Raw genomic sequence first — 26,680 nt, 5'->3', positions numbered from 1 at the left:
ACATGACCACGACCACCCGGCGCCTCGCCGTCGCCACCGCGCTCGCCGCCACCGCCCTGCTCGCCGCCGCGCCCCTGGCCACCGCCGACGAGGGCCCGGCCGCCCCGCCGAAGCTGACCGCCACCACGCTCGAAGCCGCCCACGAGGCCGCCTCCGCACCGGCCACCCTGGACACCCTGTCCCGGTTCTTCGCCCGTGAGGGAGCGGTGGCGCGTACGGCGGCCGCACCGCGCATCGAGGCGAAGACGGTCCCTGTACGTACGCTCTCGGCCGCGTACGTCGCCGGGAAGCCCGGGGCCGCGCCCAGCACGCTGGACTACCTCGCCGCCACCGCCGTCTCCTCCGACGGCCAGAAGGCCTCCCTGTGGACCGTTCCCGGCGCCGGCGGCAGCGGAGAATGGCAGGTGGTGAACATCGCCACCGGCGACGACGAGGCCCGCTACACCGCGCAAGGAGCCCGCGCGCTCCCCGGCGGCACGGTCTTCCGCGAACCGCAGATCGACGCCTGGTACGTCCACGACGCCTCCCGCGTGCTGCCGCTGGACGAGGACGCGACGGCGGCCGTGGGCGCGAAGGGCACCAGCCTGAACGCGTACCGGGCCCGCGTGACGGAGGCGTACGGCGACAAGCTGCCCGGCTCCGGCTACGCGAAGTCCGGCAAGGCGGGCGGTTACGGCCCCGAGGCGGCGACCGGCACCGGAACCGGCGCCCAGGCCCCCGCACCCGGTCCTGACGCCGCACCCGGACCCGCGCTCGCCGACGCGGCCGGCACGGGCACTCCGGACACCGCGCTGACCGCCGTCTCCACGACGGCCGGCGCCGGGGCCCTGCTCGCTCTGGCGCTCGGCGGAGCCGCCGCCGTACGCCACCGCGGCCGCACCCGGCACAGCCCAGCGCCGGACGCCTGAGCGGAGCGCTCCGGGGCCGTCGGCACCCCGGCGCCCCGGAGCGCACCGGTCACCTCGCGGACGACGTCCTGTCACACCCCGCAAGTAGGGTGTGAGACATGGCAGACCCCTCCAGCTACCGCCCCAGCCCGGGGCAGATCCCCGACTCCCCGGGGGTCTACAAGTTCCGCGACGAGCACCGCCGGGTGATCTACGTCGGGAAGGCGAAGAACCTCCGCCAGCGCGTGGCCAACTACTTCCAGGACCTGGCCAATCTCCATCCGCGTACGCGCTCGATGGTCACGACCGCCGCCTCCGTGGAGTGGACGGTGGTCTCCACCGAGGTCGAGGCGCTCCAGCTGGAGTACACCTGGATCAAGGAGTTCGACCCCCGGTTCAACGTCAAGTACCGGGACGACAAGAGCTATCCCTATCTCGCCGTCACGCTGAACGAGGAGTTCCCGCGCGTCCAGGTGATGCGCGGCGCGAAGAAGAAGGGCGTGCGCTACTTCGGTCCGTACGGGCACGCCTGGGCGATCCGCGAGACCGTCGACCTGATGCTCCGCGTCTTCCCCGTCCGCACCTGCTCCGCCGGCGTCTTCAAGAACGCCGCCCGCACCGGCCGCCCCTGCCTGCTGGGCTACATCGACAAGTGCTCGGCCCCTTGCGTCGGCCGCGTCACGCCGGAGGAACACCGCGAGCTGGCCGAGGACTTCTGCGACTTCATGGCCGGTCGTACGGGCACCTACATCCGCCGCCTGGAGAAGGACATGGCGCAGGCGGCCGAGGAGATGGAGTACGAGCGCGCCGCCCGCCTCCGGGACGACGCCGGGGCCCTCAAGCGGGCCATGGAGAAGAGCGCCGTCGTCCTCGCCGACGCCACCGACGCCGACCTGATCGCCGTCGCCGAGGACGAGCTGGAGGCCGCCCTCCAGATCTTCCACGTGCGCGGCGGCCGGGTGCGCGGCCAGCGCGGCTGGGTCACCGACAAGGTCGAGGCGGTCGACACGGCCGGCCTCGTGGAGCACGCGCTCCAGCAGCTGTACGGCGAGGAGCGCGGCGACGCAGTCCCCAAGGAGGTCCTGGTCCCGGCCCTGCCCGAGGACACCGAAGCGGTCTCGCAGTGGCTCGCCGAGCGCCGGGGCTCCCAGGTCAGCCTGCGCATCCCGCAGCGCGGCGACAAGAAGGACCTCATGGCGACGGTCCAGCGCAACGCCCAGCAGGCGCTCGGCCTGCACAAGACCAGGCGCGCCTCCGACCTCACCACCCGCTCCCGGGCGCTGGAGGAGATCGCCGAGGCGCTCGACCTGGACACGGCCCCGCTGCGCATCGAGTGCTACGACATCTCGCACCTCCAGGGCGACGACGTGGTGGCCTCCATGGTGGTCTTCGAGGACGGCCTGGCCCGCAAGAGCGAGTACCGCCGCTTCCAGATCAAGGGCTTCGAGGGCCAGGACGACGTCCGCTCGATGCACGAGGTGATCGGCCGCCGCTTCAAGCGCTACCTCCAGGAGAAGGAGCGCACGGGCGAGTGGGACCAGACGCCGCAGGCCACCGAGGAGACGCCGGAGACCGCCCAGGCTCTACCGGGAGCCGGCCCCACCGAGTCCACGGGCCCCGCTCCCACCGGCCCCGTCCCGGCCCCCGCCTTCACCCCCGCATCACCGGCCGACGAGATCGAGCCCCGTGAGGACGACGGCCGTCCCAAGCGGTTCGCGTACCCGCCGCAGCTCGTCGTGGTCGACGGCGGACAGCCGCAGGTCGCCGCCGCCAAGCGCGCACTGGACGAGCTGGGCATCGACGACATCGCCGTCTGCGGCCTGGCCAAGCGGCTGGAGGAGGTCTGGCTCCCCGATGACGACGACCCCGTCGTCCTGCCGCGCTCCAGTGAGGGCCTCTACCTCCTCCAGCGCGTCCGCGACGAGGCCCACCGCTTCGCCATCACCTACCAGCGCGCCAAGCGGGCCAAGCGCATCCGTACGAGCCCGCTGGACGACGTGGCAGGGCTCGGCGAGACCCGTAAACAGGCCCTGATCAAGCATTTCGGCTCCGTGAAGAAGCTCCGGCAGGCGACAATCGAGGAGATCTGCGAGGTCCCCGGGATAGGGCGCAGGACGGCCGAATCGGTGGCGGCCGCGCTCGCCTCGGCCGCTCCCGCGGCCCCTGCCGTGAACACGGCCACAGGAGAGATCATGGAAGAGGACGACGGGGACACGTCATGACCGAGCACACCCGCCGGGCCGACGGCGGAGGCGACGCCGGCAGCGCGCCCACCGACGACCAGCAGCACGAACGAACAGACCGAGCAGACGGAGCAGACGTGAGTACGAACACCAAGAACGAGACGGGCGAGGCAGTCGCGCCGGCCATCCCCGAGCTGGTGATCATCTCCGGCATGTCCGGCGCCGGACGCAGCACCGCCGCCAAGTGTCTGGAGGACCTCGGCTGGTTCGTCGTCGACAACCTGCCGCCCGCGCTGATCCCCACCATGGTGGAGCTCGGCGCCCGCTCCCAGGGCAACGTGGCGCGGATCGCCGTCGTCGTCGACGTGCGCGGCCGCCGCTTCTTCGACAACCTCCGCGAGTCCCTCGCCGACCTGGAGGCCAAGCACGTCACCCGGCGGATCGTCTTCCTGGAGTCCTCCGACGACGCGCTGGTCCGCCGCTTCGAGTCCGTCCGCCGCCCGCACCCGCTCCAGGGCGACGGCCGCATCGTCGACGGCATCGCCGCCGAGCGCGACCTGCTGCGCGAGCTGCGCGGCGACGCCGACCTGGTCATCGACACCTCCAGCCTCAACGTGCACGAGCTGCGGGCCAAGATGGACGCCCAGTTCGCGGGCGAGTCCGAGCCGGAGCTGCGCGCCACGGTGATGTCCTTCGGCTACAAGTACGGCCTGCCCGTCGACGCCGACCTCGTCGTGGACTGCCGCTTCCTGCCCAACCCGCACTGGGTCCCGGAGCTGCGCCCCTTCACCGGCCTGAACGAGGAGGTCTCCGGTTACGTCTTCGACCAGCCCGGTGCCAAGGAGTTCCTCAACCAGTACACGGAGCTGCTCCAGCTGATCGCCGCCGGCTACCGCCGCGAGGGTAAGCGGTACGTGACCATCGCCGTCGGCTGCACGGGCGGCAAGCACCGGTCCGTCGCCATGTCGGAGAAGCTCTCCGCCCGCCTGGCCGCCGAAGGCATCGAGACCGTCCTCGTCCACCGGGACATGGGGCGAGAGTGACCGGTCGCAATCTGCGGATGCGGCGGCTGAGCCGCGCCACATCGGCGCTCTCCGGCCGCAAACGCGGTGCACAGCCCAAGGTCGTCGCGCTCGGCGGCGGCATGGGCCTCTCGGCGTCCCTGGCGGCGCTGCGCCGGATCACCGGCGACCTCACGGCCGTGGTCACCGTCGCCGACGACGGCGGCTCCAGCGGCCGGCTCCGCGAGGAGCTCGGCGTGCTGCCGCCCGGCGACCTGCGCAAGGCGCTCGCCGCGCTCTGCGGCGACGACGACTGGGGCCGCACCTGGGCCCGGGTCATCCAGCACCGGTTCGAGTCCAAGGGCGACCTCCACGAGCACGCGGTCGGCAACCTGCTGATCGTGGCCCTGTGGGAGCAGCTCGGCGACCATGTCCAGGCTCTCGACCTGGTCGGCAAGCTGCTCGGCGCGCAGGGCCGGGTGCTGCCCATGTCCGCCGTGCCGCTGGAGCTCCAGGCGCTGGTCAAGGGCCACGACCCGGAGGTGCCCGACGCCATCGTCACCGTGCGCGGCCAGGCCACCGTCGCGCTCACGCCGGGTGAGGTGCAGTCCGTGCACGTCGTCCCGCCCGACCCGCCGGCCGTCCCGGAAGCGGTGGCGGCGGTCCTCGACGCGGACTGGGTGGTGCTCGGCCCCGGCTCCTGGTTCTCCTCGGTCATCCCGCACCTCCTGGTGCCGGAACTGCTCGACGCGCTGGTCACCACGAAGGCCCGCAAGGTCCTGTCGTTGAATCTCGCACCACAGCCCGGTGAAACCGAGGGGTTCTCACCGCAGCGTCATTTGGAGGTTTTGGGACGACACGCCCCTAAACTCGCCTTGGACGTGGTGCTGGCCGACGAGGCAGCCGTGCCCGACCGCGAATTGCTCGACGACGCCGCAAAACGGCTCGGAGCCGCGGTCGAGCTGGCGCCGGTGGCATCGCCCGACGGCGTTCCGGTCCATGATCAGGAGCTGTTGGCCGCCGCGTACGACCGTATTTTTCGGATGCATGGAAGGATCGGCCCATGGCGATGACGCCAGCGGTGAAGGACGAAATCTCTCGGCTTCCCGTCACCCGGACCTGCTGCAGGAAGGCGGAGGTCTCGGCGATTCTTCGGTTCGCGGGCGGGCTGCACCTGGTGAGCGGCCGCATTGTGATCGAGGCGGAGCTGGACACCGCGATGGCGGCGCGCCGGCTCAAGCGCGACATCCTCGAAATCTTCGGGCACAGCTCGGAGCTGATCGTGATGGCCCCCGGCGGACTGCGGCGCGGCTCGCGCTACGTCGTACGGGTGGTGGCGGGCGGCGACCAGCTGGCCCGCCAGACGGGCCTGGTGGACGGCCGCGGCCGTCCCATCCGCGGTCTGCCGCCGCAGGTGGTCTCGGGGGCCACCTGCGACGCCGAGGCCGCCTGGCGTGGCGCCTTCCTCGCGCACGGCTCGCTCACCGAGCCCGGCCGCTCCTCCTCGCTGGAGGTCACCTGCCCCGGCCCCGAGGCGGCCCTCGCGCTGGTCGGCGCGGCCCGCCGGCTCTCCATCGCCGCCAAGGCCCGCGAGGTCCGCGGCGTGGACCGGGTCGTCGTCCGCGACGGCGACGCCATCGGCGCCCTGCTCACCCGGCTCGGCGCCCATGAGTCGGTGCTGGCCTGGGAGGAGCGCCGGATGCGGCGCGAGGTCCGCGCCACGGCCAACCGGCTCGCCAACTTCGACGACGCGAACCTGCGCCGCTCGGCCCGCGCGGCGGTCGCCGCCGGGGCCCGGGTGGGGCGCGCACTGGAGATCCTCGGCGAGGAGGTCCCCGAGCACCTCGCGGCGGCCGGCCGGCTGCGTATGGAGCACAAGCAGGCCTCGCTGGAGGAGCTGGGAGCGCTCGCCGACCCGCCGCTGACCAAGGACGCCGTCGCCGGCCGCATCCGCCGCCTGCTGGCCATGGCCGACAAGCGCGCCCAGGACCTCGGCATCCCCGGCACGGAGGCCACGCTCAGCGAGGAGCTGGCGGACGGCCTGGTCGGCTGAGCCGGGCGGCGGCTCGGGACCAACGTCCCGGGCCGCACCGGGACCTAGGTCCTGAAGCGTGAACGGAGGCCCGTGACCCTACTGGGGAGTACGGGCCTCCCGTCGTATTCCGGTGGCGCGTACGGCCCCCGTCGATGTCACCCCGGCGGCCTCGGAGAGGTAGGGTCGATAGCGGTCGGGGACATCCCTATACACCCTCGCCGGCGTCAGAAACCGGCGTACCTATACGAGGAGATCGGTTCGTGACGATCCGCGTAGGCATCAACGGCTTTGGCCGCATCGGTCGTAACTACTTCCGCGCGCTGCTGGAGCAGGGTGCGGACATCGAGATCGTGGCTGTCAACGACCTGGGTGACACTGCGACCACGGCCCACCTGCTGAAGTACGACACCATCCTGGGTCGTCTTAAGGCAGAGGTCAGCCACACCGCCGACACCATCACCGTCGATGGGCACACCATCAAGGTGCTGTCCGAGCGCAACCCGGCCGACATCCCCTGGGGTGAGCTGGGCGTCGACATCGTCATCGAGTCGACCGGCATCTTCACCAAGAAGGCCGACGCCGGGAAGCACATCGCCGGTGGCGCCAAGAAGGTCCTCATCTCGGCTCCGGCCAAGGACGAGGACATCACCATCGTGATGGGCGTCAACCAGGACAAGTACGACGCGGCCAGCCACCACGTCATCTCCAACGCCTCCTGCACCACCAACTGTGTGGCGCCGATGGCCAAGGTTCTCGACGAGAACTTCGGCATCGTCAAGGGCCTGATGACGACGGTCCACGCGTACACCAACGACCAGCGCATCCTGGACTTCCCGCACTCGGACCTGCGCCGCGCCCGCGCAGCCGCCGAGAACATCATCCCGACCACGACCGGTGCCGCCAAGGCCACCGCTCTGGTCCTCCCGCAGCTCAAGGGCAAGCTCGACGGCATCGCGATGCGCGTCCCGGTCCCGACCGGCTCCGCCACCGACCTCGTCGTCACGCTGGACCGCGAGGTCACCAAGGACGAGGTCAACGCCGCGTTCAAGAAGGCCGCCGACGACGGCGCCCTCAAGGGCTTCCTGACGTACACCGAGGACCCGATCGTCTCCTCGGACATCGTCGGCGACCCGTCGTCCTGCACCTTCGACTCCTCCCTGACCATGGTCCAGGAGGGCAAGACGGTGAAGATCCTCGGCTGGTACGACAACGAGTGGGGCTACTCCAACCGCCTCGTCGACCTCACGGTCTTCGTCGGCGAGCAGCTCTGACCCTCGGGCCGGCAGGCACAACCATGTGAGTGAAGGGGCTCGACCGGCGCAAGGACGCGCCGGTCGAGCCTCTTAGCATGTTCATCCGCCCTTGCAAGGAGTAACGGAAGACCAGATGAAGACGATCGACGAACTTCTCACCGAAGGGGTCGCCGGCAGGCGGGTATTCGTCCGCGCCGACCTCAACGTGCCGCTGGACGGCACCACCATCACCGACGACGGCCGCATCCGCGCCGTCCTGCCGACGGTCACCAAGCTCGCCGAAGCCGGCGCGCGCGTCGTCGTCGCCTCGCACCTGGGCCGCCCCAAGGGCGCTCCGGACCCGGTGTTCTCGCTGGCGCCCGCCGCCGCGCGGCTCGGTGAACTCCTCGGTGCCGACGTGGCCTTCGCGACCGACACCGTCGGCGACTCCGCCCGCTCAGTCGTCGCCGGCCTCACCGACGGCCAGGTCGCCGTCGTCGAGAACCTCCGCTTCAACGCCGGTGAGACCTCCAAGGACGACGCCGAGCGCGGCGCCTTCGCCGACCAGCTGGCCGAGCTCGCCGACGTGTACGTGGGCGACGGCTTCGGGGCCGTACACCGCAAGCACGCCTCGGTCTTCGACCTCCCGGCGCGGCTTCCGCACTACGCGGGCTACCTCATCGCCACCGAGATCGGCGTCCTCAAGAAGCTGACCACCGACGTCAAGCGGCCGTACGCCGTCGTCCTCGGCGGGGCCAAGGTCTCCGACAAGCTCGGCGTCATCGACCACCTGCTGGAGAAGGCCGACCGCATCCTCATCGGCGGCGGCATGGTCTTCACCTTCCTCGCGGCCCAGGGCCACGAGGTCGGCGCCTCGCTGCTCCAGGAGGACCAGATCCCGGTCGTCAAGGAGTACCTGGAGCGGGCCGGGAAGCAGGGCGTGGAGTTCGTGCTCCCGGTCGACGTGCTGGTCGCCGCCGAGTTCCCGGACGTGAAGACCAAGGCCCCGGCCCACCCGGACACCGTCGCCGCCGACGCGATCCCGGCCGGCAAGATGGGCCTGGACATCGGCCCGGAGTCCGGCCGGCTGTACGCCGCGAAGCTCGCCGACGCGGCCACCGTCTTCTGGAACGGCCCGATGGGCGTCTTCGAACACCCCGACTACGCCGAGGGCACCCGCGCGGTCGCCCAGGCGCTCCTCGACTCCCCGGCGTTCACCGTCGTCGGCGGCGGCGACTCCGCCGCGGCCGTACGCATCCTGGGCTTCGACGAGAATGCTTTCGGACATATCTCGACCGGTGGCGGCGCCAGCCTCGAATACCTCGAAGGCAAGACGCTTCCCGGCCTCGCCGCACTGGAGGACTGAACCTCAATGACCACCCGCACCCCGCTGATGGCGGGCAACTGGAAGATGAACCTCAACCACCTCGAGGCCATCGCCCACGTCCAGAAGCTCTCCTTCGCCCTGGCCGACAAGGACTACGACGCCGTCGAGGTCGCCGTCCTGCCGCCCTTCACCGACCTGCGCTCCGTGCAGACCCTGGTGGACGGCGACAAGCTGAAGATCAAGTACGGCGCCCAGGACATCTCGGCGCACGACTCCGGCGCGTACACCGGCGAGATCTCCGGCCCGATGCTCGCCAAGCTGCGCTGCACGTACGTGGCCGTCGGCCACAGCGAGCGCCGCCAGTACCACGGCGAGAACGACGAGATCTGCAACGCCAAGGTGAAGGCCGCCTACCAGCACGGCCTGACCCCGATCCTCTGCGTCGGCGAGGGCCTGGACATCCGCAAGGCCGGCGACCAGGTCTCCTACACGCTCGCGCAGCTCGACGGCGCCCTGAAGGACATCCCGGCCGAGCAGGCCGAGTCCATCGTCATCGCCTACGAGCCGGTCTGGGCCATCGGGACCGGCGAGGTCGCCACCCCCGAGGACGCCCAGGAGGTCTGCGGTGCGATCCGCCGCCGGCTGGCCGAGCTGTACTCGCAGGAGCTGGCCGACGCCGTCCGCATCCAGTACGGCGGCTCGGTGAAGTCCGGCAACGTGGCCGCCATCATGGCGCAGCCCGACGTCGACGGCGCCCTGATCGGCGGCGCCGCGCTGGACGCCGACGAGTTCGTCAAGATCGTCCGCTTCCGCGACCAGTGAGTATGCGGTAGCGCGGATCCGTCGTACCCTTGCGGGGGCCGAGGGGGTTGCCACCCTCCGGCCCCCGCTGTACGTACAGGCAGTAGTCGAGAATTCTGAAAGTAGGGACCAGCCGTGGTTATGGCGTTCCAGATCGCTCTGATCGTCTTCAGCCTGCTGCTGATGCTGCTGGTGCTCATGCACAAGGGCAAGGGCGGCGGCCTCTCCGACATGTTCGGTGGCGGAATGCAGTCCTCCGTCGGCGGCTCCTCCGTGGCAGAGCGCAACCTCGACCGCATCACCGTCGTGGTCGGTCTGGTCTGGTTCGCGTGCGTCGTCGTCCTCGGTCTGCTGGTCAAGCTGGGCGACTGACCGTCGTCCGCGATTCCCGGTGAGGGTGTAACTCCTTTCACTGGACGCGCGTTGGGCCTTACGTAGACTGGGGCTTCGTCGAGCACCATCAGGCAGGGAGTTACGACCGTGGCAAGTGGCAACGCGATCCGGGGAAGCCGGGTCGGAGCGGGGCCGATGGGGGAGGCCGAGCGAGGCGAGTCCGCGCCGCGCCTCCGCATCTCCTTCTGGTGCTCGAACGGGCACGAGACGCAGCCGAGCTTCGCCCATGACGCGCAGGTGCCGGACACCTGGGACTGCCCGCGCTGCGGCTTCCCGGCCGGCCAGGACAAGGACAGCCCGCCGGACCCGCCGCGCACCGAGCCGTACAAGACGCACCTCGCGTACGTACGTGAGCGGCGCAGCGACGAGGACGGCGAGGCGATCCTCGCCGAGGCCCTCGCCAAGCTCCGCGGCGAGATCTGACGTTCCCCGCACCGCTCCACGGACCCACCCAGTCGTTCACCGGCCGGACACCCCACAGGTGTCCGGCCGGACCACTTTCCCGCTTCCCGGCCCGCGTCCGCGCCGACTGCCTCCTCGATCAATTAGGTTGGTGGGGCAGCGGGGATGCTGACGTACAAGAAGAAGTGGGCTGATATCCGGGATGAACGCAGCAAGCCGAACCAAGCTCAACCAGACCCCCGAGTGGACCGCTCTCGCCAAGCACCGTGAGGAGTTCGGCGCCACCGAGCTGCGCGAGCTCTTCGCGCAGGCGCCGGACCGGGGCACCGCCTACACCCTCCGGGTCGGCGACCTCCACCTCGACTACTCCAAGCACCTGGTCACCGACGAGACGCTGCGCCTGCTGCGCGAGCTCGCCGCCGCCACCGGGGTCGCGGAGCTGCGGGACGCGATGTTCCGCGGCGAGAAGATCAACACCACCGAGGACCGGGCCGTCCTGCACACCGCGCTCCGCGCCCCGCGCGGAGCGGTGACCGAGGTCGACGGCGAGAACGTCGTACCCGCCGTGCACGCCGTCCTGGACAAGATGGCCGCCTTCGCCGACAAGGTCCGGGCGGGCGAGTGGACCGGTCACACCGGCAAGCCCGTCAAGAACATCGTCAACATCGGCATCGGCGGCTCCGACCTCGGCCCCGCCATGGCGTACGAGGTGCTGCGCTCCTTCACGGACCGCTCGCTCACCGTCCGGTTCGTCTCCAACGTCGACGGCGCCGACCTCCACGAGGCCGTCCGCGACCTGGACCCGGCCGAGACGCTGTTCATCGTCGCCTCGAAGACGTTCACCACGATCGAGACGATCACCAACGCCACCTCCGCCCGGGACTGGCTCCTCACCGAGCTGCGGGCCGGTCAGGACGCCGTCGCCAAGCACTTCGTGGCGCTGTCGACCAACGCGGAGAAGGTCGAGGAGTTCGGCATCGACACGGCCAACATGTTCGAGTTCTGGGACTGGGTCGGCGGCCGCTACTCCTACGACTCCGCGATCGGCCTCTCGCTGATGATCGCCATCGGCCCGGACCGGTTCCGCGAGATGCTCGACGGCTTCCACCTCGTCGACGAGCACTTCCGCACCGCCCCGGCCGAGGAGAACGCGCCGCTCCTGCTCGGCCTGCTCGGCGTCTGGTACGGCAACTTCTTCGACGCCCAGTCGCACGCGGTGCTGCCGTACAGCCACTACCTCTCCAAGTTCACCGCCTACCTCCAGCAGCTCGACATGGAGTCCAACGGCAAGTCCGTCGACCGCGAGGGCCACCGCGTCGACTGGCAGACCGGACCGGTCGTCTGGGGCACGCCCGGCACCAACGGGCAGCACGCGTACTACCAGTTGATCCACCAGGGTACGAAGATGATCCCGGCGGACTTCATCGGCTTCGCCGCCCCGGTCCACGATCTGCTGCCCGGCCTCATCGCCCAGCACGACCTGCTGATGGCGAACTTCTTCGCCCAGACCCAGGCGCTCGCCTTCGGCAAGACGCCCGACGAGGTCCGCGCGGAAGGCGTGCCGGAGGAGCTGGTCCCGCACAAGACGTTCCGCGGCAACCACCCGACGACCACGATCCTCGCCGACAAGCTGACGCCCTCGGTCCTCGGCCAGCTCATCGCGCTCTACGAGCACAAGGTCTTCGTCCAGGGCGCCATCTGGAACATCGACTCCTTCGACCAGTGGGGCGTCGAGCTCGGCAAGGTCCTCGCCAAGAAGATCGAGCCGGTCCTGACCGGTGAGGCCGGCACGGAGGAGCTCGACAGTTCCACCGCCGCGCTGGTCACCGCCTACCGCACGCTGCGGGGGCGCTGAGCCCATGCCGGAGGGGGAGGCGGACGGGGCGGCGGCGGAGATACGGCTGCGGCCGCCGCGCAACACGCTGAACGAGCGGGTCGTGGGCTGGTGGCGCGTCCAGTGGCTGCTGATGACCGCCGTCCCCGTCGTGCCGCTGGCCGTCCTCGGGGCGCTGATCGGGCCCGCCCGCTTCTGGCTCCTGCTGCCCGCCGCGGTGTTCGCCGCGGCGGGCGGCGGAGCCGCCGTCCTCCTGCCGCTCTGGTGGTTCCGTACGCACCGCTGGGAGGTCACCGAGGACGCGGTGTACGTACGCACGGGGTTCTTCTGGCAGGAGTGGCGGATCGCGCCGATGTCCCGGATCCAGACCGTGGACACCGTGCGCGGCCCGCTGGAACAGCTCTGCCGGCTCGCCACCGTCACGGTCACCACCGCCTCCTCCAAAGGCGCGGTACGGATCGAGGGCCTGGACCACGAGGTCGCCGCCGAACTGGCCGAGCGCCTCACCCGCATCACCCGTAACACTCCCGGCGACGCCACATGAGCACCCCGCGCCCTCCCTACGACGACTGGCTCCGCCTCGATCCCCGTACGGTCCTGGTCTCCGCCCTCGTCGTGGCGGGCGTCGTGGCCGGCGCGGCCCTGCCGGCCGCGCTCGGCCTCTCCCGCTGGCTCGGGCTGCCGGGCGGAGTGCTCGCCGTGGTCGGCGCCGGCCTCCTGGTCATCGGCGTGGCGGCCGGCGCCGACCGGGTCCGCTGGCACCGCACCCGCTACCGCATCGGTGAGGAGCGCGTCGACCTCCACACCGGCCTCCTCCTCGTCAAGCGCCGCTCCCTGGCCCGCAGCCGCATCCGTACGGTCGACCTCACCGCCAACCTGCTGCTGCGCCTCCTCGGCCTGGTCACCGTCCGGATCGGCACCGGCGAACACGGCAGCGACTCCACCCTGGAGCTGGACCCGGTCACCCGCGCCGAAGGCGAACGGCTCCGCCGCGTCCTGCTGGAACGCGCCACCACCACGCCTGCCGGAGTCCACCGCGACGGCGAACTGGCCGTGCTCGATCCGCGCTGGATCCGGTACGCACCGGTCTCCTTCGTCGCGCCCATGCTCGGCGGCGCGGCCGTCGGAGCCGTGATGCAGATCAGCGACTGGGTCGGTGCGCAAGGCGAGGTCATCGAGTGGATAGGCGACCGGTTCCGGGACACCCCGCTGCTCTGGACCATCGTCATCCTGGTCCTCGCCGCTCTGGTCGCCGGTGTGGTCGGTGCGCTCGGCCTCTGGATCGAGATGTGGTGGAACTACCGCCTGGAGCGTGAGCCCGGCGGCACCATCCGGGTCCGGCGCGGGCTGTTCACCTCCCGGTCGATCTCCGTCGAGGAGGCCCGGCTGCGCGGTGTGGACCTGGTCGAACCTCTCGGCGTACGGCTGTTCGGCGCCGGCCGGCTGGACGCCATCACCACCGGGCTCGCCAAGGACAAGGAGTCCAGGAACGCCGACCACAACACGGTCCTCCCGGCGGTGCCGCGCCCACGGGCCGACTCCGTCGCCGCCGCGATACTCCGCGAGGAAGCCACTCCGACCGGCGCCGCGCTGACCCGCCACCCGCGCGCCGCCCGAGGCCGCAGGCTGCGCTGGTCGCTCGTCGCCGCCCTCGCCCCGGTGCTGCTGCTGGCCGTCCTCGGCGCGCTCCTCACTCCCGTACTCCTGTGGATCGCGCTCGGCTCGGCGGCGGTGTTCCTGCCACTCGCGGTGGCGCTGGCACTGGACGCGTACCGCAACCTCGGCCACACGCTCTCCGGCCGCTACCTGGTGACCCGCTCCGGCACGCTGCGCCGCTCCACCGCCGCGCTGGAACGGGCCGGAGTGATCGGCTGGACCGTCAAGCAGTCGTACTTCCAGCGGCGGACCGGACTGCTCACGATCACGGCCACCACGGCCGCCGGAGGAGGCGCGTACTCGGCGTACGACACCGACGCGGCCGAGGGCCTCACCTTCGCCGCCGAGGCCGTTCCCGGGCTGCTGGAGCCCTTCCTGGAGCGCGGGAACCTCGACGGCCCGTGACCTACGGCACAACCGGGCTCCTGGGCAGCCGGAGCGCGGTAGGCGACGATGTCGATCATGACCTCTGCCGACCGTCGTACGGTTCTCACCGCCCTGGCCAGCGCCGCCGTCTGCGGCCCGCTGCTCGGCTCGCTCGCCGCGAGCCCGGCCCACGCCACCGACGACCTGGACATCTACACCTCCAACACCGACCTCTACAAGAAGCTCGCCGGGCAGGAGGGCGTCGAGTTCGCCCGCCGCTACAAGAGACACGAGTACGCCGACCACTCGACCCCGCAGAGATTCCCGTACAACCGGACCACCGTCATGGCCCTGCACGGCGGCGGCATCGAGACCGGCACCTCCGAACTCTGCCTCGCCATAGCCGGCTACCACCCGGCCACGCTCGCGCCGCTCCAGGACGGCCACGGCGTGCACGACTACTGGATGTTCGAAGGGCTGCGCACCTCGGGCAACCGCGATCTGCACGTCACCGCCAAGAACTGCGACGACCATGTGGCGCTCTCCATGGCGTTCAGCAGCCTCAACGTCCTGAGCCTGCACGGCTGTACGTCGGCGCAGGCGGGCACCGTCCCGCAGGCCGTGGTGGTCGGCGGCCTGAACACCCGGTTCAAGACCCTGCTCAAGGCGGAGTTCGACGCGGTGGGCATCGCCTGGCGGGACGGGAACGAGACGCCCGATCTGGCCGGCGTCAACCCGGCCAACCCGGTCAACCGCACCATGCTGTCCAAGGGCGGTCAGCTGGAGCTCACCACGGAACTGCGCGCCGCCATGTTCACCGTCAACACCCGCGCGGGCCGGGCCGGCTCCACGACGCCGGTCTTCGACCGCTTCGTCGGCGCCTGCCGGGCCGCGACCACCAAGCTGGAGCAGGGCGCGGACCAGATCATCCTCTGATGTACGAGGCCTCGGGCGCCGTGCGTCCTGTGACGCCGACGGTCCTCAGGCGTTGTACGTCGTGTCGATGACGCAGAAACGGTTGCCTTCGGTGTCGGCGAGGACCACGAAGTCCGGGTCCGGCGGATAGAGCTCCCACGCCACCCGCTCCGCGCCGAGTCCCATGAGCCGCTCCACCTCGGCCTCCTGCTCGTCGGAGTAAAGGTCGAGGTGGACCCGGGGAACCTCCTGGACGGGCGAGGTGGAGCGGCCCAACGCCACACCGACGCCGGGCCCTTCGACCGGTACCAGCACCACCCAGTCGTCCGTCCCCGGCTCGCGCTCGGTGTACGTGAGCGCCGCCTTCCAGAAGGCAGCGGCACGCGCCACGTCGGTCGCGCCCATCACCACGGTTCCGATATGCACCATGGGCGCGAGCCTTTCATGCCACAGGCCCGGTCCGCTCGGACAAAGAGCGGGCCGGGCCTTCGAGGGTTTCCGACGGTCAGGCGGACGCCGGTGGATACAGTGCGCGCGGCAGCTGGGACGCCGCCGCCGCGTCCAGCAGCCAGAGCGTCCGGCTGCGGCCGTACGCGCCCGCCGCCGGCGCCTGGATCTCGCCGGCGCCGGACAGCGCGATGGCCGCCGCCTCCGCCTTGTCCTCGCCGGCCGCCAGCAGCCACACCTCACGCGCCGCGCGGATCGCGGGCAGCGTGAGCGAGACGCGGACCGGCGGCGGCTTGGGCGCTCCGTGCACACCGACGACGGTGCGCTCGGTCTCCCGTACCGCCGGCAGCTCCGGGAAGAGCGAGGCCACATGCGTGTCCGGGCCGACGCCGAGCATCAGCACGTCGAACGCCGGTACCGGACCGTGGTCCTCCGGGCCCGCCGCTGCGGCGAGTTCGGCCGCGTACGCCGCCGCCGCCTCGTCCACGTCCTTGCCGTACGGGCCGTCGGACGCGGGCATCGCGTGCACCCGGGCCGGGTCGAGCGGCACCGCGTCGAGCAGTGCTTCACGGGCCTGGGTCACGTTCCGCTCGGGGTCGCCCTCCGGCAGGAACCGCTCGTCGCCCCACCACAGGTCCAGCCGCGACCAGTCGACGGCGTCCCGGGCGGGCGCGGCGGCGAGTGCGGCCAGCAGGCCGTTGCCGTTGCGCCCGCCGGTCAGCACCACCGAGGCGTGGCCCCGGGAGGCCTGGGCGTCGACGATCCCGGTGATCAGCCGGGCCGCCGCGGCCTGCGCCATCAGCTCCTTGTCCCGGTGCACGACCAGCTGAGGAGGCGTCACTTGGCGGCCGCCTTCTTCGCCGGGGCCTTCTTCGCGGCCGGCGCCTTCTGCTCGCCCTCCGCAGGCTTCTCCGCGGAGGCCGCCTTCACCTCGCCGCCCGCGTGGAGCTTGTCCACTCCGAACTTCACCGCCGACTCGTAGGTGTTGTCCGGGTCGAGCCGGCGCAGCTCCTCCGCCAGCAGCTCGGCGGTGTCCCGGCGCTTGAGCGCCACCGCGCGGTCCGGCTGGCCCTGCATGGAGAGCGTGGCCAGCGAGCCGTCGGCCCGGTCCAGCACGATGACGCCGTTCTTCGTCTCCATCCGGACCGCGGTCAGACCCGGCCCGGCGGAGTACGTACGCTCCACCGGGACGCCGAGCCGGTCCGCGAGCCACATCGCGAGCAGCTCGCAGCTCGGATTGTCGCTCTCGCCTTCGACGGTCGCGCCGATCACCGTCGCCGGCTGCTGGTCCAGCGCCGCGGCCAGCATCGAGCGCCACGGCGTGATCCGGGTCCACGACAGGTCGGTGTCGCCGGGACTGTACGTCGCCGCGCGCACCGCCAGCTCGTCGATCGGCCGCTCGGCCGAGTAGCTGTCGGTGATCCGGCGCTGGGCGAGCGCGCCCAGCGGGTCCTTCGCCGCGTCGGCGGGCGCGTCCTCTGGCCACCACACCACGACCGGCGCGTCCGGCAGCAGCAGCGGCAGGACCACCGACTGGGCGTGGTTGGCCAGCTCGCCGTGGAGGCGCAGCACGACCGTCTCGCCGGTGCCCGCGTCGGAACCGACCCGGACCTCCGCGTCGAGCCGGGCGTCCCGGCGGGCGCGCGGCGAGCGGCTGACCCGCTTGATCACCGCGATGATCCGCGAGGGGTGCTCGCGCGAGGCGTCACCGGCCGACTTGAGCGCGTCGTACGCGTTCTCCTCGTCGGTGACGACGACCAGCGTGAGCACCATGCCGATGGCCGGGGTGCCGATCGCCCGGCGGGCCGAGACCAGCGCCTGGTTGATCTTGCTGGATGTGGTCTCCGTGAGATCGATCTTCATGGCCGCCTCCAGCTCCGTCCGTCACGTGCGAGCATCTCGTCGGCCTCGGCCGGACCCCAGGTGCCGGCCGCGTACTTCGCCGGCTTGCCGTGCTTGTCCCAGTACGCCTCGATCGGGTCGAGGATGGTCCAGGAGAGCTCGACCTCCTGGTGGCGCGGGAACAGGTTGGCGTCGCCGAGCAGCACGTCCAGCAGGAGCCGCTCGTACGCCTCCGGGCTGGACTCCGTGAAGGACTCGCCGTACGCGAAGTCCATCGTGACGTCCCGGACCTCCATCGAGGTGCCGGGCACCTTGGAGCCGAAGCGCACGGTGACGCCTTCGTCCGGCTGGACCCGGATGACCAGGGCGTTGCCGCCGAGCTCCTCCGTGGCGCCGGACTCGAACGGCAGGTAGGGCGCGCGCTTGAAGACGACCGCGATCTCCGTGACCCGGCGGCCGAGCCGCTTTCCGGTCCGGAGGTAGAACGGCACGCCCGCCCAGCGGCGGTTGTTGATCGTCAGCTTGATCGCCGCGTAGGTGTCGGTCGTCGACTTGGGGTCGATGCCGTCCTCCTCGCAGTAGCCGAGGACCTCCTGGCCGCCCTGCCAGGCGTGCTCGTACTGCGCGCGCACGGTGTGCAGACCGAGGTCCTCCGGCAGCTCGACGGCGGTGAGCACCTTGAGCTTCTCGGCGACCAGGGCCTTCGGGTGGAAGGAGCCGGGCTCCTCCATCGCGGTCAGCGCCAGCAGCTGGAGCAGGTGGTTCTGGATGACGTCACGGGCGGCGCCGATGCCGTCGTAGTAGCCGGCCCGGCCGCCGATGCCGATGTCCTCGGCCATCGTGATCTGTACGTGGTCGACGTAGGACCGGTTCCAGATCGGCTCCCACATCGTGTTGGCGAACCGCAGCGCCAGGATGTTCTGGACCGTCTCCTTCCCCAGGTAGTGGTCGATCCGGAAGACCTCGTTGGGCGGGAAGACGTCGTGCACGAGCTGGTTGAGCTCCTGCGCGCTGGCCAGGTCGTGGCCGAACGGCTTCTCGATGACGGCACGCCGCCAGGAGCCTTCCTTCTGGTCGGCCAGGCCGTGCTTCTTCAGCTGCTGGACGACCTTCGGGAAGAACTTCGGCGGTACGGAGAGATAGAAGGCGAAGTTGCCTCCGGTGCCCTGTGCCTTGTCGAGCTCCTGGATGGTGGCCTTGAGCGTCTCGAACGCCTCGTCGTCGTCGAAGTTGCCCTGGACGAAGCGCATCCCCTGGATGAGCTGCTGCCAGACCTCCTCACGGAACGGCGTACGGGCGTGCTCCTTGACGGCGTCGTGGACGACCTGCGCGAAGTCCTCGTCCTCCCAGTCGCGGCGCGCGAAGCCGATGAGCGAGAAGCCCGGTGGCAGCAGGCCGCGGTTGGCCAGGTCGTAGACGGCAGGCATCAGCTTTTTACGGGACAAATCGCCCGTGACGCCAAAGATGACCAGGCCCGACGGCCCCGCGATACGCGGGAGCCGTCGGTCCTGTGCGTCACGGAGCGGGTTGGCTCCGGGAACAGCAGACAAAGTGGTCAGCCCTCCGAGGGGGCGAGGCGCTGGAGCTCCGCCTCGGTCGACTTGAGCAGGTCGGTCCAGGACGCCTCGAACTTCTCGACGCCCTCGTCCTCCAGCACCTGCACGACGTCGTCGTACGAGATGCCGAGCTTCTTGATCGCGTCCAGGTCGGCGCGCGCCTGGTCGTAGCCGCCGGCGACGGTGTTGCCGGTGATCTCGCCGTGGTCGGCCACGGCCTCCAGGGTCGCCTCCGGCATGGTGTTCACCGTGTTCGGCGCCACCAGGTCGTCGACGTACAGCGTGTCCTTCAGCGACGGGTCCTTGACGCCGGTGGAGGCCCAGAGCGGACGCTGCTTGTTGGCCTGCGCCTTGTCCAGCGGGGCCCAGCGCTCGCCCGAGAAGGCCTCCTCGTACGCCTCGTAGGCGAGGCGCGCGTTGGCCAGCGCGGACTTGCCCTTGGCCGCCTTCGCCTCGTCGGAGCCGATGGCGTCCAGGCGCTTGTCGATCTCGGTGTCCACGCGGGACACGAAGAAGGACGCCACCGAGTGGATCTTGGAGAGGTCCAGGCCCGCGGCCTTCGCCTTCTCCAGGCCCGCCAGGTAGGCGTCCATGACCGCGCGGTACCGCTCCAGCGAGAAGATCAGCGTCACGTTGACGCTGATGCCCCGGCCGATGGTCTCGGTGATCGCCGGCAGACCGGCCTTGGTCGCCGGGATCTTGATGAGCGTGTTCGGCCGGTCGACCAGCCAGGCCAGCTGCTTGGCCTCGGCGGTGGTGGCCAGAGTGTTGTGCGCCAGGCGCGGGTCCACCTCGATGGAGACCCGGCCGTCCTGGCCGCCGGTCGCGTCGAAGACCGGACGCAGGATGTCGGCGGCGTCGCGGACGTCCGCCGTCGTGATCATGCGGACCGCTTCCTCGACGGTGACCCGGCGGGCGGCGAGGTCGGTGAGCTGCTGCTCGTAACCGTCGCCCTGCGAGATCGCCTTCTGGAAGATCGACGGGTTGGTGGTGACGCCGACGACGTGGCTCTGGTCGATCAGCTCGGCCAGGTTGCCGGACGTGATCCGCTTGCGCGACAGGTCGTCGAGCCAGATCGCCACGCCCTCGTCGGAGAGGCGCTTGAGTGCGTCTGTCATGGGTTGCATCTCCTACTAGTCGTACATCTACGTCGTATATACGGCGTCAGCGCGCTGCGGCTTCGAGGGATTCCCGCGCGACGGCGGCCACGTTCTCGGCGGTGAAGCCGAACTCGCGGAAGAGGACCTTCGCGTCGGCCGAGGCACCGAAGTGCTCCAGCGAGACGATCCGGCCGGCGTCCCCGACGTACCGGTACCAGGTCAGGCCGATGCCCGCCTCCACGGCGACCCGCGCCTTGACCGACGGCGGGAGCACGCTCTCCTTGTAACCCTGATCCTGCTCCTCGAACCACTCGACGGACGGCATCGAGACGACCCGGGTCGGCACACCGGCGGCCTGGAGCTGCTCGCGCGCCTCGACGGCGACGTGGACCTCGGAGCCGGTCGCGATGAGCAGCACCTGCGGCTCGCCGCCTTCGGCCTCGAACAGGACGTAACCGCCCTTGGCCGCGTCCTCGTTCGCCTCGTACGTCGGCACGCCCTGCCGGGTCAGCGCCAGGCCGTGCGGGGCGCCCTCGCCGAACACCTTGGTGTAACGCCGCAGGATCTCGCGCCAGGCGATGGCGGTCTCGTTGGCGTCGGCCGGGCGCACGATGTTCAGGCCCGGGATGGCGCGCAGCGCGGCCAGGTGCTCGACCGGCTGGTGCGTCGGGCCGTCCTCGCCGAGGCCGATCGAGTCGTGCGTCCACACGTACGTCACCGGCAGGTGCATCAGTGCGGAGAGCCGCACCGCGTTGCGCATGTAGTCGGAGAACACCAGGAAGGTGCCGCCGTAGATGCGGGTGTTGCCGTGCAGCGCGATGCCGTTCATCGCGGCGGCCATCGCGTGCTCGCGGATCCCGAAGTGGATCGTGCGGCCGTACGGGTCGGCCTCCGGCAGCGGGTTGCCGACCGGCAGGAACGACGACGTCTTGTCGATCGTGGTGTTGTTCGAGCCGGCGAGGTCGGCGGAGCCGCCCCACAGCTCGGGCACGACATCGCCGAGCGCCTGGAGCACCTTGCCGGAGGCGGCGCGGGTGGCCAGGGCCTTGCCGGGCTCGAAGACCGGGAGCTTCTCCTCCCAGCCCGCGGGCAGCTCGCCCGCCGCGATCCGGTCGAAGTCGGCGGCGCGCTCCGGGTTGGCGGTGCGCCACGCGGCGAACGTCTTCTCCCACTCGGCACGCGCCTCACGGCCGCGGTCGAGCGCCTCACGGGTGTGGCCGACGACGGCGTCGGAGACCTCGAAGGTCTGCTCCGGGTCGAAGCCGAGGACCCGCTTGGTCGCCGCGATCTCGTCGTCGCCGAGCGCCGAGCCGTGGGCCGCCTCGGTGTTCTGGGCGTTCGGGGCCGGCCAGGCGATGATCGAGCGGGCCGCGATGAACGACGGGCGCTCGGTCTCGGCCTTGGCCGCCTGCAGTGCCGCGTACAGACCCGCCGGGTCCAGGTCGCCGCTCGGCAGCTGCTCGACGCGCTGGACGTGCCAGCCGTACGCCTCGTACCGCTTCAGGGTGTCCTCGGAGACCGCGGTCTCCGTGTCGCCCTCGATGGAGATGTGGTTGTCGTCCCAGAGCAGGACCAGGTTGCCGAGCTTCTGGTGGCCGGCCAGCGAGGACGCCTCGGCCGAGATGCCTTCCTGGAGGCAGCCGTCACCGGCGATGACCCAGACCGTGTGGTCGAACGGGGAGGTGCCGGGGGCCGCCTCGGGGTCGAAGAGGCCGCGCTCGTAGCGGGCGGCCATGGCCATGCCCACCGCGTTGGCGACACCCTGCCCCAGCGGACCGGTCGTCGTCTCGACACCCGTCGTGTGGCCGTACTCCGGGTGGCCCGGGGTCTTGGAGCCCCAGGTCCGGAAGGACTTCAGGTCCTCCAGCTCCAGGCCGTAACCGGCGAGGTAGAGCTGGATGTACAGGGTCAGGCTGGAGTGACCGGCCGACAGGACGAACCGGTCACGGCCGGTCCACTCCGCGTCGGCGGGGTCGTGCCGCATGACTTTCTGGAACAGGGTGTACGCGGCGGGAGCCAGGCTCATAGCCGTACCCGGGTGGCCGTTTCCGACTTTCTGTACGGCGTCCGCGGCGAGGACGCGGGCGGTGTCCACGGCCCGCTGGTCCAAATCGGTCCACTGGAGGTCTGTGGTGGTCGGCTTGATGCTCACCCTGAGTCAGGGCTCCTCTCCACTGTTCGTAAGCCGGTGACTGTTACCGCACCGGGCGCTGTCGAGCCTACCCCTGCCACAGGGCGCGCTTTCCGGGCACTTTCCAGGGTGCGGGCGACCTGCCCGCTTCGCCTCCCGGCGGACGGGTCCCGTACATCGCACAGTCACCCTCAACACGACCCCACCCCCGCGAAGGGCGGCGTATCCCCAACGTCTAGAGTGGTCGAGTTCGCGCAAGTCTTCACAAGGGCCTTTCCGGCCCGGAGCTTGCTGGGATTTCTCTGTCAGGGGTGTGCGTGACGGCCGTCGAGTCCCGACCCGCAGGGGTCGCCTTGACTCCCAGCCCAGGGGGCCATCGCCCGTACGGGGCCCGTGTCAAGGCATTCGTGGCGCTTACCAAGCCACGGATCATCGAGCTGTTGCTCATCACCACCGTTCCGGTGATGTTCCTCGCCGCGCAAGGCGTACCCGACCTGTGGCTGGTGCTCGCCACCACGCTGGGTGGTTACCTCTCGGCGGGCGGCGCCAACGCGCTGAACATGTACATCGACCGCGACATCGACGCGCTGATGGACCGCACGTCACAGCGGCCGCTGGTCACCGGCATGGTCAGCCCGCGCGAGTGCCTGGTCTTCGGCATCTCGCTCGCGGTCGTCTCCACGCTCTGGTTCGGACTGCTCGTCAACTGGCTGTCCGCCGCGCTCGCTCTCGGTGCGCTGCTCTTCTACGTCGTCGTCTACACGATGCTGCTGAAGCGCCGCACCTCGCAGAACATCATCTGGGGCGGCATCGCCGGCTGCCTGCCGGTGCTCATCGGCTGGTCCTCCGTGACGAACTCCCTCTCCTGGGCCGCCGTCATCCTCTTCGCCGTCATCTTCTTCTGGACGCCGCCGCACTACTGGCCGCTCTCCATGAAGGTGAAGGAGGACTACGCCCGGGTCGGCGTCCCGATGCTCCCGGTCGTCGCCTCCAACCAGGTGGTGGCCCGGCAGATCGTCATCTACAGCTGGGTGATGGTCGGCGTCTCGCTGCTGCTCACTCCGCTGGGCTACACCGGCTGGTTCTACCTCTCGGTGGCGCTGCCGGCGGGCGGCTTCTGGCTCTGGGAGGCCCACGGGCTGCAGAACCGGGCCAGGGCCGGCGTGAGTGGCGCCAAGCTCAAGGAGATGCGGCTGTTCCACTGGTCCATCACCTACGTCTCACTGCTCTTCCTGGCCGTGGCGGTGGACCCCTTCCTCCGCTAGCTGCCGGCCTCTACGGGCGGGTCACGTGGCACAAGCCACGTGACCCGCCCGTCGCCGTTCCTCCTACCCGTCGGTAGCATCCTGTCCATGGCAGAGACGGCAGCAGACGCAGCAGACACGGAGCAGACCTCGCGGACGGACGCCAGGAAGGCGGCCCGCGCGGAGCGCAAGGCGGCGAAGCTGGCCCGCGAGATCGGCGCCTTCGCCAAGGAGCACGGCGGCGCCGAGGGGCAGCTCGCCTACATGGGCCAGGCGGGCGCCCGCATCGTCCTGGTCGGCCAGGACGGCGCCTGGGGCGACCTGGTGGCGCCGACGTACGCGGTGGCCGAGAGCGCGGCGGAGAAGTCCGGCATCACGATGCACGAGGAGTTCGACGGCGACTTCGCGCTGAAGGTTCGCACGGGTCCCTACGAGTGGTCGCGGATGGCCGGGATCCAGGTCGGCGGCCCGTCCAACGACAGCTGAGCGGGTACGGAGAAGGGGCGGCGGGCATGTGCCCGCCGCCCCTTCTCCGTACGGCCGTTCAGAGGGCCTGCGCCGACTCCCGCTGCTCGGCGGAGGCGGACGGGCCCGGCAGCGTGGCCGGCTCGGCGTCGCCGCGCTCGCGCACGCTCATCACCAGGCGGATCACGGCGATCCACATGATGGCCGAGCCGAACATGTGGATGCCGACCAGGATCTCGGGGACGTCGGTGAAGTACTGGACGTACCCGATCGCGCCCTGAGCGAGCAGCACGACCAGCAGGTCACGGGCGCGGGCCCGGGTGTCGGCGGGGGCGTCGACCACTCGCAGGGCCAGCCACATCGCGATGGCCAGCGCGCAGACCACCCAGGCGGCGATGGCGTGCACATGGGCGGCGGCCGACCAGTCCCACGGCATGCGCGGTACGTCGCTGCTGTCGCCCGCGTGTTTGCCGGAACCGGTCACCGAGGTGCCGAGCACGATGAGGATCACAGTGGTCGCCAGGATCGCCCAGGAGAGGCGGCGTACCGGCAGCGGTGCGCGGGGCCGGGCCGGGCCGTCGCCTTCGCCGATCCGGACCCAGGTGATGACCGTGACCGCGAGGAGCGCGTTGGCGAGCAGGAAGTGCCCGGCCACCGTCCACGGGTTGAGGCCCGCCCAGACGGTGATGCCGCCGAGGACGGCGTTGCCGAGCACGATCCAGAACTGCGACCAGGCCAGCCGGGTCACCTTGCGGCGGCGCGGCTTCATCGAGCGGGTCGCGATGATCGCCCAGCCGACGGCGGCCGACAGGACGTACGTCAGCATCCGGTTGCCGAACTCGATCGCGCCGTGCAGGCCCTGCTCGGGCGTCGCGAACAGGCTGTCGTCGGTGCACTTGGGCCAGGTGTCGCAGCCGAGGCCCGAACCGGTCAGCCGGACGGCACCTCCGGTCACGATGATGAAGACGCTCATCATCACGGCGGAGAGCGCGGCACGCTTCACCACTTGGGTGGACGGCGTCCAGCGCTTGGCGATGGCAGAGATGGGGGTTTCCACGCGGACCATCGTAGGACGCGGCTTGTGCATGTTTTCACGAGGGGTGGGTTCGTGCAGGGTTGCCCTGAGTGGTCCCGCTACTCCCAGCGGAAGAACTTCGCCGCCGTGCCAAGACCCAGCACCGCCCACACCGCCAGGATCCCGGCCTGGGCCCACGGCATCGACGCGCCGTGCTGGAGGACGTCCCGCAGACCCTCCGAGAGCGCCGAGATGGGCAGCAGCCCGAGCACCGACTGCACCGCGTCCGGGAACTTGTCCAGCGGCACGATGACCCCGCCGCCGACCAGCAGCAGCAGGAAGACCAGGTTGGCGGCGGCCAGCGTCGCCTCCGCCTTCAGCGTCCCGGCCATCAGCAGCCCGAGCCCGGAGAACGCGGCGGTCCCGAGGACGAGGAGCAGCAGCACGGAGAGCGGGTTGCCGTGCGGCGACCAGCCGAGCGCGAGGGCGATCGCCGTCAGCAGCAGCACCTGGAGCACCTCGGTGACCAGCACCGAGAGCGTCTTCGCGGTCATCAGGGCCCAGCGCGGCAGCGGTGAGGCCGCGAGCCGCTTCAGGACTCCGTAACGCCGTTCGAAGCCGGTGGCGATCGCCTGGCCGGTGAAGGCCGTGGACATCACGGCGAGCGCGAGAATGCCCGGCGCCAGGAAGTCGACCGCCGCGCCCGAGCCGGTGTCGACGATGTCCACCGCGCTGAACAGTACGAGCAGCAACGTCGGGATGATGACCGTCAGCAGCAGCTGCTCGCCGTTGCGCAGCAGCATCCGGGTCTCCAGCGCGGTCTGCGCGGCGATCATCCGGGAGAGCGGGGCGGCGCCGGGGCGCGGGGTGTACGTACCGGCGCTCATGCGCGCAGCTCCTTGCCGGTCAGTTCGAGGAAGACGTCCTCCAGCGTGTGCCGCTCCACCGAGATGCCGTCGGGCATCACGCCGTGCTGCGCGCACCAGGAGGTGACGGTGGCCAGCAGCTGCGGGTCGATGGATCCGGTGATGCGGTACGTGCCCGGGAGCGGCTCGGCGGCCTCGGAGCCGTCGGGCAGCGCCTTGACCAGCGAGCCGAGGTCGAGCCCCGTACGGCCGGTGAAACGCAGGGTGTTCTCGGCGCCGCCGCGGCAGAGCCGCTCCGGGGAGCCCTGGGCGATGACCCGGCCCGCGTCGATGATGGCGACGTCGTCGGCGAGCGCCTCGGCCTCGTCCATGAAGTGCGTGGTCAGCACCACGGAGACGCCGTCGGCGCGCAGCTCGCGCACCAGGTCCCAGGTGGAGCGGCGGGCCTGCGGGTCGAGCCCGGCGGTCGGCTCGTCCAGGAAGACCAGCTCGGGCCGGCCGACGACCGCGAGGGCCAGGGCCAGGCGCTGCTGCTGGCCGCCGGAGAGCCGGCGGTAGGTGGTGCGGCCGCAGGAGCCGAGGCCGAGGCGCTCGATCAGGGCGTCCACGTCCAGCGGGTGGGCGTGGAGCCTGGCCATGTGGCGGAGCATCTCGTCGGCGCGGGCGCCGGAGTAGACGCCGCCGGACTGGAGCATGACCCCGATCCTCGGCCGCAGCCGCTCCGCGTCGGCGACCGGGTCGAGTCCGAGGACGCGTACGGTGCCGGCGTCGGGACGGCGGTAGCCCTCGCAGGTCTCGATCGTGGTGGTCTTGCCGGCGCCGTTCGGGCCGAGCACGGCCGTCACCGCGCCCGACGCCACGACCAGATCGAGGCCGTTCACCGCGGTCTTCGTGCCGTACCGCTTCACCAGGCCGGTGACCTGTACGACGGGCTCGTTCTCCATGGCAGGGAAGTCTAGGCAGGGTTCGCAGGAGACCCGGT

Annotated in this window: 25 protein-coding genes; 16 read left to right on the top strand and 9 right to left on the bottom strand. The window is 70.9% G+C overall.

From position 1 onward, the window contains the following. Positions 1-2 precede the first annotated feature (2 nt). From ABZ267_RS15370 to ABZ267_RS15305, 14 genes are all read left to right on the top strand, one after another. On the top strand, positions 3-908 hold the full coding sequence (locus ABZ267_RS15370; protein WP_356748613.1) for a hypothetical protein: 906 nt from the start codon (positions 3-5) through the stop codon (positions 906-908). Between the two features lie 98 nt (positions 909-1,006). Then, on the top strand, positions 1,007-3,109 hold the full coding sequence (gene uvrC, locus ABZ267_RS15365; RefSeq protein WP_356748611.1) for an excinuclease ABC subunit UvrC: 2,103 nt from the start codon (positions 1,007-1,009) through the stop codon (positions 3,107-3,109). Next, on the top strand, positions 3,106-4,113 hold the full coding sequence (rapZ, locus tag ABZ267_RS15360) for an RNase adapter RapZ (protein WP_356748609.1): 1,008 nt from the start codon (positions 3,106-3,108) through the stop codon (positions 4,111-4,113). Before uvrC ends, rapZ begins: the two co-directional genes overlap by 4 nt. Next, complete coding sequence (gene yvcK / locus ABZ267_RS15355) at positions 4,110-5,144, top strand: uridine diphosphate-N-acetylglucosamine-binding protein YvcK (protein ID WP_356748607.1); 1,035 nt, start codon at positions 4,110-4,112, stop codon at positions 5,142-5,144. Before rapZ ends, yvcK begins: the two co-directional genes overlap by 4 nt. Next, entirely contained in the window at positions 5,135-6,124 is a 990-nt protein-coding gene (whiA, locus tag ABZ267_RS15350) for a DNA-binding protein WhiA (RefSeq protein WP_084745309.1), read from the top strand. The genes yvcK and whiA overlap by 10 nt, the downstream gene beginning before the upstream one ends. Before the next feature lie 242 nt (positions 6,125-6,366). Then, positions 6,367-7,377 (top strand): type I glyceraldehyde-3-phosphate dehydrogenase, encoded by a 1,011-nt coding sequence (gene gap / locus ABZ267_RS15345; protein WP_356748605.1) that lies wholly within the window; start codon positions 6,367-6,369, stop codon positions 7,375-7,377. Between the two features lie 115 nt (positions 7,378-7,492). Next, positions 7,493-8,704, top strand: a complete 1,212-nt coding sequence (locus ABZ267_RS15340) for a phosphoglycerate kinase (RefSeq protein WP_356748603.1) — start codon at positions 7,493-7,495, stop codon at positions 8,702-8,704. 6 nt (positions 8,705-8,710) lie between these two features. After that, complete coding sequence (gene tpiA, locus ABZ267_RS15335) at positions 8,711-9,487, top strand: triose-phosphate isomerase (protein WP_356748601.1); 777 nt, start codon at positions 8,711-8,713, stop codon at positions 9,485-9,487. Positions 9,488-9,601: 114 nt separating this feature from the next. After that, complete coding sequence (secG, locus tag ABZ267_RS15330; RefSeq protein WP_026241503.1) at positions 9,602-9,838, top strand: preprotein translocase subunit SecG; 237 nt, start codon at positions 9,602-9,604, stop codon at positions 9,836-9,838. Between the two features lie 108 nt (positions 9,839-9,946). Continuing rightward, entirely contained in the window at positions 9,947-10,282 is a 336-nt protein-coding gene (locus tag ABZ267_RS15325; protein ID WP_073217477.1) for an RNA polymerase-binding protein RbpA, read from the top strand. Between the two features lie 181 nt (positions 10,283-10,463). Continuing rightward, complete coding sequence (gene pgi / locus ABZ267_RS15320) at positions 10,464-12,116, top strand: glucose-6-phosphate isomerase (protein WP_356748599.1); 1,653 nt, start codon at positions 10,464-10,466, stop codon at positions 12,114-12,116. Between the two features lie 4 nt (positions 12,117-12,120). Next, a complete protein-coding gene (locus tag ABZ267_RS15315; RefSeq protein WP_356748597.1) occupies positions 12,121-12,639 on the top strand; it encodes a PH domain-containing protein in 519 nt (172 codons plus the stop codon). After that, positions 12,636-14,156 carry a PH domain-containing protein gene (locus ABZ267_RS15310; protein WP_356748596.1) on the top strand — a complete coding sequence of 507 codons (1,521 nt, stop codon included), beginning with the start codon at positions 12,636-12,638 and terminating at the stop codon, positions 14,154-14,156. Before ABZ267_RS15315 ends, ABZ267_RS15310 begins: the two co-directional genes overlap by 4 nt. A gap of 57 nt (positions 14,157-14,213) precedes the next feature. After that, positions 14,214-15,053 carry a poly-gamma-glutamate hydrolase family protein gene (locus ABZ267_RS15305; protein WP_356748594.1) on the top strand — a complete coding sequence of 280 codons (840 nt, stop codon included), beginning with the start codon at positions 14,214-14,216 and terminating at the stop codon, positions 15,051-15,053. 45 nt (positions 15,054-15,098) lie between these two features. Here the strand turns inward: ABZ267_RS15305 and ABZ267_RS15300 are convergent, their stop codons facing one another. From ABZ267_RS15300 to tkt, 6 genes are all read right to left on the bottom strand, one after another. Beyond that, positions 15,099-15,461, bottom strand: a complete 363-nt coding sequence (locus ABZ267_RS15300; protein ID WP_356748592.1) for a VOC family protein — start codon at positions 15,459-15,461, stop codon at positions 15,099-15,101. A gap of 76 nt (positions 15,462-15,537) precedes the next feature. Next, positions 15,538-16,320 carry a 6-phosphogluconolactonase gene (gene pgl, locus ABZ267_RS15295; protein ID WP_356748590.1) on the bottom strand — a complete coding sequence of 261 codons (783 nt, stop codon included), beginning with the start codon at positions 16,318-16,320 and terminating at the stop codon, positions 15,538-15,540. Beyond that, a complete protein-coding gene (gene opcA / locus ABZ267_RS15290; protein ID WP_356748589.1) occupies positions 16,317-17,342 on the bottom strand; it encodes a glucose-6-phosphate dehydrogenase assembly protein OpcA in 1,026 nt (341 codons plus the stop codon). Before opcA ends, pgl begins: the two co-directional genes overlap by 4 nt. After that, entirely contained in the window at positions 17,339-18,871 is a 1,533-nt protein-coding gene (zwf, locus tag ABZ267_RS15285) for a glucose-6-phosphate dehydrogenase (RefSeq protein ID WP_356748587.1), read from the bottom strand. The genes opcA and zwf overlap by 4 nt, the downstream gene beginning before the upstream one ends. 5 nt (positions 18,872-18,876) lie before the next feature. Continuing rightward, positions 18,877-19,995 carry a transaldolase gene (tal, locus tag ABZ267_RS15280; RefSeq protein ID WP_356748585.1) on the bottom strand — a complete coding sequence of 373 codons (1,119 nt, stop codon included), beginning with the start codon at positions 19,993-19,995 and terminating at the stop codon, positions 18,877-18,879. A gap of 46 nt (positions 19,996-20,041) precedes the next feature. Next, positions 20,042-22,129: a transketolase gene (tkt, locus tag ABZ267_RS15275; RefSeq protein WP_356748583.1), complete on the bottom strand. Its 2,088-nt coding sequence runs from the start codon at positions 22,127-22,129 to the stop codon at positions 20,042-20,044. A gap of 290 nt (positions 22,130-22,419) precedes the next feature. Between tkt and ABZ267_RS15270 the strand changes: the two genes are divergently transcribed. Both ABZ267_RS15270 and ABZ267_RS15265 read left to right on the top strand, forming a co-directional pair. Next, positions 22,420-23,373 carry a heme o synthase gene (locus tag ABZ267_RS15270; RefSeq protein WP_356748582.1) on the top strand — a complete coding sequence of 318 codons (954 nt, stop codon included), beginning with the start codon at positions 22,420-22,422 and terminating at the stop codon, positions 23,371-23,373. An 87-nt stretch (positions 23,374-23,460) separates the two neighbouring features. After that, complete coding sequence (locus ABZ267_RS15265; RefSeq protein WP_356748580.1) at positions 23,461-23,838, top strand: hypothetical protein; 378 nt, start codon at positions 23,461-23,463, stop codon at positions 23,836-23,838. A gap of 58 nt (positions 23,839-23,896) precedes the next feature. On the opposite strand, the gene ABZ267_RS15260 is transcribed toward ABZ267_RS15265, so the two are convergent. The 3 genes from ABZ267_RS15260 to ABZ267_RS15250 all read right to left on the bottom strand — a co-directional run bounded on the left by ABZ267_RS15260 (position 23,897) and on the right by ABZ267_RS15250 (position 26,642). Then, entirely contained in the window at positions 23,897-24,883 is a 987-nt protein-coding gene (locus tag ABZ267_RS15260) for a COX15/CtaA family protein (protein ID WP_356748578.1), read from the bottom strand. Between the two features lie 68 nt (positions 24,884-24,951). Beyond that, entirely contained in the window at positions 24,952-25,719 is a 768-nt protein-coding gene (locus tag ABZ267_RS15255; protein ID WP_356748576.1) for an ABC transporter permease, read from the bottom strand. Continuing rightward, positions 25,716-26,642, bottom strand: coding sequence for an ABC transporter ATP-binding protein (locus ABZ267_RS15250; protein WP_356748575.1), 927 nt, complete (start codon positions 26,640-26,642; stop codon positions 25,716-25,718). The genes ABZ267_RS15255 and ABZ267_RS15250 overlap by 4 nt, the downstream gene beginning before the upstream one ends. Between the last annotated feature and the right edge of the window lie 38 nt (positions 26,643-26,680).

This window comes from Streptomyces sp. NPDC006174, from assembly GCF_040614075.1.
Classification (GTDB): Bacteria; Actinomycetota; Actinomycetes; order Streptomycetales; family Streptomycetaceae; genus Streptomyces.
The sequence above is the reverse complement of the archived record's forward strand: the minus strand, read 5'-3'. Positions and strand labels throughout refer to the sequence as shown.

What these genes read in the sequence shown, in the direction of transcription:
- ABZ267_RS15370 (WP_356748613.1), top strand. Translation starts at nt 3, where the DNA reads ATGACCACGACCACCCGGCGCCTCGCCGTCGCCACCGCGCTCGCCGCC.
- uvrC (WP_356748611.1), top strand. Translation starts at nt 1,007, where the DNA reads ATGGCAGACCCCTCCAGCTACCGCCCCAGCCCGGGGCAGATCCCCGAC.
- rapZ (WP_356748609.1), top strand. Translation starts at nt 3,106, where the DNA reads ATGACCGAGCACACCCGCCGGGCCGACGGCGGAGGCGACGCCGGCAGC.
- whiA (WP_084745309.1), top strand. Translation starts at nt 5,135, where the DNA reads ATGGCGATGACGCCAGCGGTGAAGGACGAAATCTCTCGGCTTCCCGTC.
- ABZ267_RS15340 (WP_356748603.1), top strand. Translation starts at nt 7,493, where the DNA reads ATGAAGACGATCGACGAACTTCTCACCGAAGGGGTCGCCGGCAGGCGG.
- tpiA (WP_356748601.1), top strand. Translation starts at nt 8,711, where the DNA reads ATGACCACCCGCACCCCGCTGATGGCGGGCAACTGGAAGATGAACCTC.
- pgi (WP_356748599.1), top strand. Translation starts at nt 10,464, where the DNA reads ATGAACGCAGCAAGCCGAACCAAGCTCAACCAGACCCCCGAGTGGACC.
- ABZ267_RS15315 (WP_356748597.1), top strand. Translation starts at nt 12,121, where the DNA reads ATGCCGGAGGGGGAGGCGGACGGGGCGGCGGCGGAGATACGGCTGCGG.
- ABZ267_RS15310 (WP_356748596.1), top strand. Translation starts at nt 12,636, where the DNA reads ATGAGCACCCCGCGCCCTCCCTACGACGACTGGCTCCGCCTCGATCCC.
- ABZ267_RS15305 (WP_356748594.1), top strand. Translation starts at nt 14,214, where the DNA reads ATGACCTCTGCCGACCGTCGTACGGTTCTCACCGCCCTGGCCAGCGCC.
- ABZ267_RS15300 (WP_356748592.1), bottom strand. Translation starts at nt 15,461, where the DNA reads ATGGTGCATATCGGAACCGTGGTGATGGGCGCGACCGACGTGGCGCGT.
- opcA (WP_356748589.1), bottom strand. Translation starts at nt 17,342, where the DNA reads ATGAAGATCGATCTCACGGAGACCACATCCAGCAAGATCAACCAGGCG.
- tal (WP_356748585.1), bottom strand. Translation starts at nt 19,995, where the DNA reads ATGACAGACGCACTCAAGCGCCTCTCCGACGAGGGCGTGGCGATCTGG.
- ABZ267_RS15265 (WP_356748580.1), top strand. Translation starts at nt 23,461, where the DNA reads ATGGCAGAGACGGCAGCAGACGCAGCAGACACGGAGCAGACCTCGCGG.
- ABZ267_RS15260 (WP_356748578.1), bottom strand. Translation starts at nt 24,883, where the DNA reads ATGGTCCGCGTGGAAACCCCCATCTCTGCCATCGCCAAGCGCTGGACG.
- ABZ267_RS15255 (WP_356748576.1), bottom strand. Translation starts at nt 25,719, where the DNA reads ATGAGCGCCGGTACGTACACCCCGCGCCCCGGCGCCGCCCCGCTCTCC.
- ABZ267_RS15250 (WP_356748575.1), bottom strand. Translation starts at nt 26,642, where the DNA reads ATGGAGAACGAGCCCGTCGTACAGGTCACCGGCCTGGTGAAGCGGTAC.